The 9,435-nt window shown below is 42.0% G+C and carries 6 protein-coding genes; 1 reads left to right on the top strand and 5 read right to left on the bottom strand.

What is annotated here, in order from left to right; all coding sequences use genetic code 11:
- The 4 genes from VF500_RS16170 to VF500_RS16155 form a co-directional block, all read right to left on the bottom strand.
- A partial coding sequence (locus VF500_RS16170; RefSeq protein WP_330860665.1) for a TonB-dependent receptor plug domain-containing protein occupies positions 1 to 1,043 on the bottom strand: 1,043 nt, incomplete at its 3' end.
- A 172-nt stretch (positions 1,044 to 1,215) separates the two neighbouring features.
- Positions 1,216 to 4,074 (bottom strand): glycosyl hydrolase, encoded by a 2,859-nt coding sequence (locus VF500_RS16165; protein WP_330860664.1) that lies wholly within the window; start codon positions 4,072 to 4,074, stop codon positions 1,216 to 1,218.
- Between the two features lie 13 nt (positions 4,075 to 4,087).
- On the bottom strand, positions 4,088 to 5,308 hold the full coding sequence (locus VF500_RS16160; protein WP_330860663.1) for an oligogalacturonate lyase family protein: 1,221 nt from the start codon (positions 5,306 to 5,308) through the stop codon (positions 4,088 to 4,090).
- A gap of 38 nt (positions 5,309 to 5,346) precedes the next feature.
- A complete protein-coding gene (locus VF500_RS16155; RefSeq protein WP_330860662.1) occupies positions 5,347 to 6,690 on the bottom strand; it encodes a rhamnogalacturonan acetylesterase in 1,344 nt (447 codons plus the stop codon).
- Between the two features lie 242 nt (positions 6,691 to 6,932).
- Here VF500_RS16155 and VF500_RS16150 point away from each other — a divergent pair, with 242 nt between their 5' ends.
- Positions 6,933 to 7,964, top strand: a complete 1,032-nt coding sequence (locus VF500_RS16150; RefSeq protein ID WP_330860661.1) for a GntR family transcriptional regulator — start codon at positions 6,933 to 6,935, stop codon at positions 7,962 to 7,964.
- Here VF500_RS16150 and VF500_RS16145 read toward each other — a convergent pair.
- Positions 7,959 to 8,966, bottom strand: coding sequence for a GntR family transcriptional regulator (locus VF500_RS16145; protein WP_330860660.1), 1,008 nt, complete (start codon positions 8,964 to 8,966; stop codon positions 7,959 to 7,961). The genes VF500_RS16150 and VF500_RS16145 overlap by 6 nt on opposite strands.
- Between the last annotated feature and the right edge of the window lie 469 nt (positions 8,967 to 9,435).

Genomic DNA, 9,435 nt, shown 5'->3' with positions numbered 1-9,435 from the left:
CCCTTTTGCTCAATGGCTTTCTGCCAATCTACATATTCTAAGCCCGGATGACCTGGCGTAGCCCATCTTGGGTCGAGCATATAGGCCGAACTAAAAGCACCGCCATTCAGTGCCTGACGTGTTGCATTGTCATCACTTGCTGTTGCCCCCTGTGCACCAAATTTGAGCACATAAGCGGCGTTGATCATTTCGGTAGCACGGTCAATCCATTGGTCGCCGTTGAGCATGGGCAGATATTTGGCTGCCGCGTTATAACCGTAATAAGCGCTATAGCTAATTTTGGCTTTGCCCGATTTTCCTTTTTTGGTAGTGATCAACACAACACCGTTTGATGCCCTTGAACCATATATGGCTGCTGCTGCTGCATCCTTTAAAACCTGGATATCTTCAATATCATTGGGGTTAATATTATCAAGCGGGTTGCCTGTGCTAAAACTGCCACCGCTGCCTATTGCTGATACAGACAAAGGAAAGCCATCTATTACGTATAATGGCTCATTACCGGCACTTATAGAACCACTGCCACGCACGTTAACACTAAATGCTTTACCCGGTACACCTGTTGTTTGTTTAACGGTTACACCTGCCATCTGGCCAACAAGCGCCTGGTCAACACGCGTTACAGCCCGTTCGTTCAGGTTATCGGCTTTGAAAGTAGCCTGCGAACCGGTAACATTAGCGCGTTTTTGAGCACCATAACCGATAACAACTACTTCGTTCAATTGCGATTCGGCTTCAGTTAAAGTAACATTGATGGTGTTATTGGAGCCTACGGTAACTTCTTTGGCGTCAAAACCGATCGATTTAAATATTAACACCTGCCCTGCCGCAGCCTTAATGCTATATTTTCCGTCGAGGTTGGAAGTGGTACCCGATTTTGTGCCTTTTATTTGCACAGAAGCAGCCGAAACCGGTTGATGCTTGCTATCTGTAATGGTACCCGTAATGCTAAGCTGTTGTGCAAAAACACTGTCTTCTCCTGCCATATTAAAGAGCAGTAATAGCAATAGCATTTTACAAGAATGAATAAAAATTCTTTTCATAAAATCAAGTTAAGGGGTTTACTGTTTGGTACAGTTTGGTATATAATTGTATATACGAACGTAAAAGTTAATTTCAACAATACCATCCTGTAGTATCCTGCTCAAAGGCATTAAAAACACAAAAAAAGGCGGCCAAATCCGACCACCTTTTTTAAATAAAACCCTTAAATAATTACTTAATAAACAACTGTTTAACCGGTTCAAGTGTTACCGGACCGATCAGGCCGGATGGCTTTGGTTCCCAGTTTATAGCGATAAAAAGCCCATCAGGCCCTTTAGAGCCAGGACTATGTGATTGGAAATTGGTGTTATAGAAGATCCGGTAAGGGATATGCTTCTTATCCATATCAATGATCCGGTTAACCATGAGATTAGCAACCCTCACTTGCAACTGGTTAACCGTCCTTAACTGTGCTGAAGGTATGGTAACTACATATTGCGGGCCGAGCAGTGTTGCCAGCTTTTTACCATTGAGATAAACCTCTGCATTTTCGTTAACTTTTCCCAGATCAAGCTTCCAGACAGCAGCATTTTGCACCGGCTTTTTGAAGGTGATAGTATAACTGCCCGTTCCGGAAAAAGCTTTGAGCTCATCACCGCCTAATTCTGTCCATGATTTAAGCTGTTGTGTTTTTATTGGCTGCGGCAATGTTGGGCCGCCCTCGGTAAAGTTAAGTGTCCACGTACCGCTTACGGGTACTGATTTGCCCGCAGCCTGGTAATAGGTATAGTTAGTCGTTTTAATTTTTACCGGTAAGGTTTGTAAAATACAGCTCTCTCCGGGTAATAATTGCAGGTATACGCCGGTTTTGCCGTTGGCCTGTTTCCTGATCTTTGCCGATCCGTAAACTTTAGTCATGGGATCAAATACCACTACAGATGCTGCAGTAACCGATAGATCTACCCAGCCATTAACCGGGTTGCCGCCAGTATTTGATATAAAATAGCTGTTACCATTTTTATAAGTACGGCGTACAAACTGTAAACCATTATCGGTCATTTGCTCCCTGTTTATGCCTGCTGCGTCCAATAATGAAGCAATATCATCAGCAATTAAGAAACGGCCTTTGCCAATTACGGCTATTTTAACGCCATTGTTTTTAGTGGTAAAATTAAGTGTGGAAAACAAATCATTAAACGCCTTTTCACGTTCCTGCAACCCGGAATATCCCGGCACATCCGACGGCAATTTTTTGTACACCACTATTGTTGCCCCTGCCTTTGCCAGATCCACCATTTTATTAAAGGTTTCAAGCGGGATATATTTATTATCGGGTAAAAGGATGGTTTTATAATTAAGACCGCCGGTAAGAATCCGGTTGCCTGAACTTTGCAGGCCCATTATCTGTTTATCTGATATAAAATCAAATGTATAGCCCTTTTTAAGCATTTCTTCGGTGGATGACTCAAAGCCTGTACCCTTGAAATCCGGCTTCATCGCATCATAATGCTTGAGCAAGCCCCTATCTCCCGGTTCAGAAAAACTGTCAAATAACGGGTAATAAACCAACACATCATTATTGGGCTTTCCTTGCTGCAAAAACGACTGACAATTGGTTATATACTGATTTAAGGTCGAAAAATCATTCCAGAACGGGTTGGTTTGATTAAAATGAACCGCTGCATAAAATAACCAGCCCGGCCATTGAGCATTTTGAGGCGAATAACTGATACCATGATAAAAAATATGGTTTACACCACCTACAAAATACTTATCGATAGCCTGTTTAACATCTCCCAGCGATGATAAAAAATGATCATTAAGCCATGTTGCCGACTCAGACGATGCAAGAGGCTTACCCATTACGTGCGCGGCGGAGGTAGCAAATTTAAATCGCAGCACATCATCCCCTTCCGTTTCAGGAATATCAATAGCGGCATACAGATCCAATATATTTGATGGCGAACCATGTGACTGATTGCGGATCAATGCACCTTTTGTTTTGGCCCAGTCATGCCATGGTTTGGTAAAATCATCCAGCAACAGATCGGATATTGTTTCGCGGTAGTCGCACAGGATGCGGTTATTTTTTTCTTTGCTATCGTTACCAAATAAGGCAGGCAAATGATCACGCAGGTCATAGCCACGGCGTTTAATAAATTCATCAAAAAACAGCGGGGTAAAATTTGATTGCCCGCGGGCATCATCCACCTCGTACGAATCGTTAAAATATGCCCTGATGCCGCTTAAATCCTGGTCTTTAAATGCCTCATCAAACCGGGCGAGATAATGACCAAGGGCCGGTTTTGAAAAGTGATCAATAACATAACCTTCGCCACCGGGAGCGGCACGCTCTACCATTTTACCATGCCAACCCTGGAAAAGCGCGTACAGCTTCCATTCGCCGGCGGGGGCTGTCCAGTTAAGGTTGCCGGCTACATCAACTTTGTTTGTAAGGTTCAGCGCCTGTCCCTTGCCATCATAAGCCATTAAAACAGTTAGGGGGATCCGTTTCTCAAACCGTACCTGGTCAAGAGCCATCAGCTGCAGGTTTTTATTACTGCTAATAGGTTCTACCAGGTCTGTGATCTTTGGAGCTTGTCCATCGGCCCTCACCAGCGGCTGCTGCACAAACATAACAGGCTCATTCAGTTTTTCACCACCTTTAACGTCGTAGTTTTTCCAGAACAGCTCTTTACTGGCATCTTCATTGGTAACCCAGGGGCCACCGAAAGGCCAGCCGGTAGCATTAGCCAAATCAATCCCCATATTTAAGCGTTTGGCCTCCATCAGTGTATACTTCAACATATCTACCCATTGCGGTGACAGGTATTGTATAAACTGATTTTCGGCCCCCTTTACGCCATAGATCGGTGTAATTTCCAACCCACCTAAACCTGCATTGTGGTAGCTTTCCATGTTCCAGGTAAGGTCTTTTTTATTTACCGCGCTGCCCTCCCACCACCAACGGGCCCAGGGTTTGGTTTGTTCGGTAGCTGCAGGCCAGCCAACCTGTGCAGATGCTGTTTGGGCACCTGTTAACAGGGCAAATACAATGGCTATTTTAAAATTATTTTTGATCAATGACATCCTGTTTGGGGTATTAATGTTTGGCAATTTCTACAGCGTAAACTCCCTCATGACCTTCAAAATTGGCCCTGAAGATAATCCATTTTTCATCGGGCGAGAAATGCACATTGGGTTCGAGGTGATAATTATGATGTTTCATATTTACCAGTTTCTCTGATTTAAAATGATCGCCGTTTGGCTTAAACAAATAGATCCACATGCCATCCGGCGCTTTGGCTACCTGCCCGGAATTGCCTCCATCGCCGGCAAATGTTTGCTCGTCTTTAGTTACATTAAAATGGATCGACCATTCGTTCCTGTCCATTTGGTAAACACGGTCTTCTTTTCCTGTTTTCATATTGATACCTGCCAGGAAAAAGGTTTGCCCCTTAGGTTTCTGCAAATCAAACCACTCGGTATTACCCAGCGGCGAAAAAAACTCATGACCGGCTATTTCATTTACCATGGTACGCTTATGCAACAGCTTGTTTTCACTGGTTTTTATATTGATGTTCCAGATCCGGTCGACTTTTTCCCAGGGGCCTTCATGGCAATACGACAGGTTATCAGGATCTGTAGGCGAAAAAAGCAGGTGATTTGTCCACTCGTTTTCCTGGTGTATTTGTTTCAATGTTTTATGCTTAACATCAAGCGCATACAGGGTATGCTGAATATGCGCGTCATAGATCCGGTTAAAGAAATCGTGCTTTTCGGGGTATTTTGCCAATATTTCACGTTCCTGTTCGCCGGTAGCCTTAACGCAGGCCATGTATGTTCCATCGGCATTTACAGTACCTACCCTACCCTTAAAATCCGGAGCAAAAGCATAAATAAATCTTGTTTTATGGGTATTCACATTTACAGCGAATACGCTGTCGCCACTTTGATAAAATGCTTCACGGGTTTTGGCACAAACCATCTCGCCCGATACCTTCGCCCTGTTTGTTAGCTGGTCTGTTTTCTGCGTTTTTAAATTAACCGTGAATAGCTGTTCCCCCTTATCCGTTTTACCATAAAACACCATCAGATCGCCTTCGTTCTTTATTTGAGGAACAAAGGGCGTATTGTTGAAATAAAAGCTCCCGTTGTCACTCTCGCGGTTTACCAGGCGGACCACTTTATGACCTGTTTCACTATCTATCCACTGGGCTGGCATCGGTTTCGTGCCCCCTGTTTCCATTACATCCTGGGCTTTTACCGTAGTTAAACCAAGCTGTAAAACAGCAAGCATCAATCCTACGAATCTTTTGTTCATTATCATTTTACTGAGATTTATATAACGTCTATAAAAAGTCAATTGCCATCGGGTTTTATAGTGCTGTTTTTAGGGCTGGCCGGTAGGCTGAATGTTTCTACCGGATCAGGATGGGCAGGATCAAAAGGCGGCGCATCAATAATATACCGCTCAATGCCCAGATGATTGCTTTTGATCCCTTCTATAACACATTTTGCAAGCTCATAGGCACCGTAACTGTTGAAATGGGTATTGTCGGCCAGGTCCTTTGGCTGGTTTGGAAACGAGTTTGCAGGGTACCACACAAAGGCTTTTTTAGATCCCTCATTACCCAATGCCTCATAAAACCTGGCGGACATGACATTGAGGTCTATCAGGGGAACATTCAATTCTGCGGCAACTTTTCTTGCAGCGTCGGGATAGTCACCCAGGGTATTCACCACTTTATTGCTATCATTGAAAGCACGGCGGCTTGTAGAAGTTACAATTACCGGAATAGCTTTTTTCTGGCGTGTTTTATTAATAAACAGCTTAAAACGTTCGGTATATGATTTATAAGCACCATCCTCCGGCCCTTTTTCCTTTTGATCATTATGCCCGAACTCTATAAAAAGATAATCGCCCGGTTTAATTACACTCAGCACTTTATCTAAACGGCGGCCATTTAAAAAACTGCCGAGACTAAGCCCTGATTCGGCATGATCGGCTATAGCCACGCCGGATTTGAAAAACCGGGTGATCATTTGGCCCCAGGAACACCAGGGTTCATCATCCTGGTCAACCACGGTCGAATTTCCGGCGAGGTAAACGGTTACCTGGTCATCTACTCTTTCTATCTCCAGTGCATCAACACAGGGTTTTGTGCCATTAAACTCCAGGCTAAGCTTGTTATCCCAATCGTATTTACCCAACTCGCGGGGCTTAAGTGCTACTTTGCCGCCGGTGCTGATATCGGGTTTACGAATGTTTACAATAAAACTCCGCTTTTCAACCGTATTACTTGTCTTTACCTGTTCCAGCATCAACCTGCGCGACTCGGCACGCACCGTGATACTACCCTCTCCCTTTATATCACCCGCCGTTAAGGTAACCTTGTAATTTCCTTCAGGTACATTTACGGAGAAATAAAAAGGCTGATCACCGGTTACATACCCTCCCATAAGTTTCTTTCCGCCATCGCGAGTTACAGCTGTTACTTTTGAACCGAAATCAAAGCCATAACCTTTAGCATCATTAAAAACATCTCCGGGGTTAACCTTTTGATAGCCGGGTGCTGCCTTGCCGCTGCCAAAGTCAAACTTAAAGCTGGTTTTCGCTGCCTGCGCAAAAAGCTGTGCAGGTAAAATGAAGCGCAACGAAATACAAACAGCGCAAAGCAAGATCTTGTAAGGCAACTTGATCATTATGGATGTAATTTATCTGGTTATTGGCCGGCTTATATGAGCCATGGTTTATAATAGATAAAGTTATAGCAAGCTGATACGAACGGCGTCCTGCACCATCCTGATTGAAGCCTGTCTTCTTGTAACAAATTCATCACTTTAAGGTATTTTGGCAGCTTTTTGGTCTCCATTGGCTGCTGGAAAGGCTTATCGAAGCTAATTTAATTACCTTTAAGTTTTTGCCGGCAGCCAATTCAATAGTTATGAAGTCTTCACGCTTTTTAGAATACATCTATATTGATTATTATTCATCTACTCCCAAATACATTCAGCTGGCCAACTCGATCATCAAAAGTGTACGTGAAGGCAAATTGATCATCAACGAAACGCTGCCATCTATTAACGAGTTAAACTGCAACTTTGAAATATCACGTGATACGGCAGAAAAGGCTTATAAACATTTGAAGTCAATCGGCTTGCTTGGCTCGGTGCCCGGCAAGGGATATTACATCAAAAACACTGAAGCAGGGCAGCAATTTAAGGTATTTTTAATATTTAATAAGTTAAGCACCCATAAAAAGCTGGTTTATGACGCCATCGTTGATGGTCTGGGCCATGAAGCTGCCATTGATTTTTACATATACAATAACGACTTCGAGTTTTTTAAAAAACTGCTTCAAAACAACAGCAACGATTATACCCATTATGTGATCTTACCCCACTTTATGCATGGCGGCGAAAACGTTCACGACATTATTAATACGCTGCCCAAAGAGAAACTGATCATACTCGATAAATTAGTACCGGGAATAAAAGGCGATTTCGCTGCCGTGTACGAGAATTTTGAAAAAGACATTTACCACGCCCTGGAAGAAGCCTTACCGCAACTAAGAAATTATCACACCCTAAAGATCATATTTCCGGAATACACTTATTTTCCGGGCGAGATTTTAAAAGGCTTTTTCAGTTTCTGTATCCAATATGCATTTACCTACAAAGTAGTTCATGACGTACAAGGCGAACCTATAAATGAAGGCGATGTGTTCATTAACCTGATGGAAAACGACCTGGTGGTTTTGATTGAAAGGATATTGGCTACTGAACTAAAAATAGGTAAAGATGTTGGCGTGATATCTTACAATGAAACCCCACTAAAAAAAATCATCCTGAATGGCTTAACCACCATATCAACAGATTTTGAACAGATGGGAAAAATGACCGCGGATATTATAAAAAATGGCTCCACTGGACGTTATGAAGTGCCCTTTTATCTAACGCTCAGGGCTTCCTTATAGTGATTTCCGGATAATTATTTTAAAAGCATTCTTGATAACGGCTGTTTTATTTTGCAGCATCAACTCGGCTGTTTTCCGGCCCATTTCTTCAAAATCGGAGGTAATAACGGTAATATCCAACAATTCTTTAAATACAGTTTCATTAAAAGATATGATCCCTATATCTTTCCCTAATCTGTACCCACTTATTCTTGCACCCTTGATCAAATCGGCCAGGTCATTTTCGGTAAGTACAATATAAACAGCGCCTTTTTTAAGGTCTTCAGTTTTAAACGCGTCTATTACTTCAAACTTTTTGTTGTTCTCCTCACAAAACTGCATTATCCCATCCTTAATTTCGGGAGGATGGTGGCGGTCTAAGGGATATATGATTATCAATTTTTCATATTTGGAGATCAGGTCGGTAACCACATTTAACGCGCCATAGATGTCGTTCCGAAAATCCTGGAACACGGCTGATTGTTTGGGTAATTTGGGCAGATCTTTATCCAGCAATATCAACTGATCAACCGGGATCTTCTTTAAAATGGTTAAATATTCCTGTTCGTTACTATAGTCAAAAAAATGCGGCATTACCACATAGTAATGGTAATTGCCCAAATTAGCATCTATGCTCTCTTCAAGCAAAGCTGGATTATAATGGTGAATATGAAGATCAACCCTTGCCTTATCGCCTAAAGTACGCACGATGGTATCGTAAACGGTTTTCTTGTAAGAGCTCAATTTATTGAATAGCAAAAGCACTTTTATCCTCACATCGGGCTTACCAACTACAAAATACCCCTTTCCGGAAACCGAACGGATGTAACCATTGCTTTTAAGTATCATGTAAGCCTTTTCAATGGTATCCCTTGCTACGCCGTGTTGCTTGCTGTATGTATTTATGGATAGCAGCTTTTCGTTTTTACGGTAAACGCCCTTGTCTATATTCTTACTGATAGATCCGACAATTTGCTGTACAAGGGATTTTACACCGTAATTAGCTCTTTGCTTTGCTTGCATTCTGCTTTGTTTATTATTGGTTTACAACAGCCGTTTAACAATTTTCTAATTCGTCAAAGCCGGATATCAGGCAATGAAAATATAAAATATGTTATTAAACTAAAAAATTGGGATTATGAAGCGGCGCCGGTATTTCTTTTATGAGATACTCAAGGCTTCTCTTTTGTAAATTTATAATAAATAACACCATTTAAAAGTATTGGCCGGGGAAATCGCTTTTAACCACATGCAGATTAAAAAACAATCAATGAAAAATTTCAACACTAATTTTTACGTATTAATCGAATTACACGAATTTGAATCAATTTAAGATTCGTGTAATTCGATTGATTGTGGAAAGCCTGCAAAGCATTTGTGTAGAAATTTTAAAATACAAAAGCCACCATAAAATTATTTCTGTATTGAAATCTCTTTATGGCGGCTTGTAAATTCCTTTGTTAGGCCTGTTTAAAACCTATCCAGGTTCATC

It is taken from the genome of Mucilaginibacter sp. (genome assembly GCF_036383575.1).
GTDB lineage: Bacteria > Bacteroidota > Bacteroidia > Sphingobacteriales > Sphingobacteriaceae > Mucilaginibacter.
The sequence above is the reverse complement of the archived record's forward strand: the minus strand, read 5'-3'. Positions and strand labels throughout refer to the sequence as shown.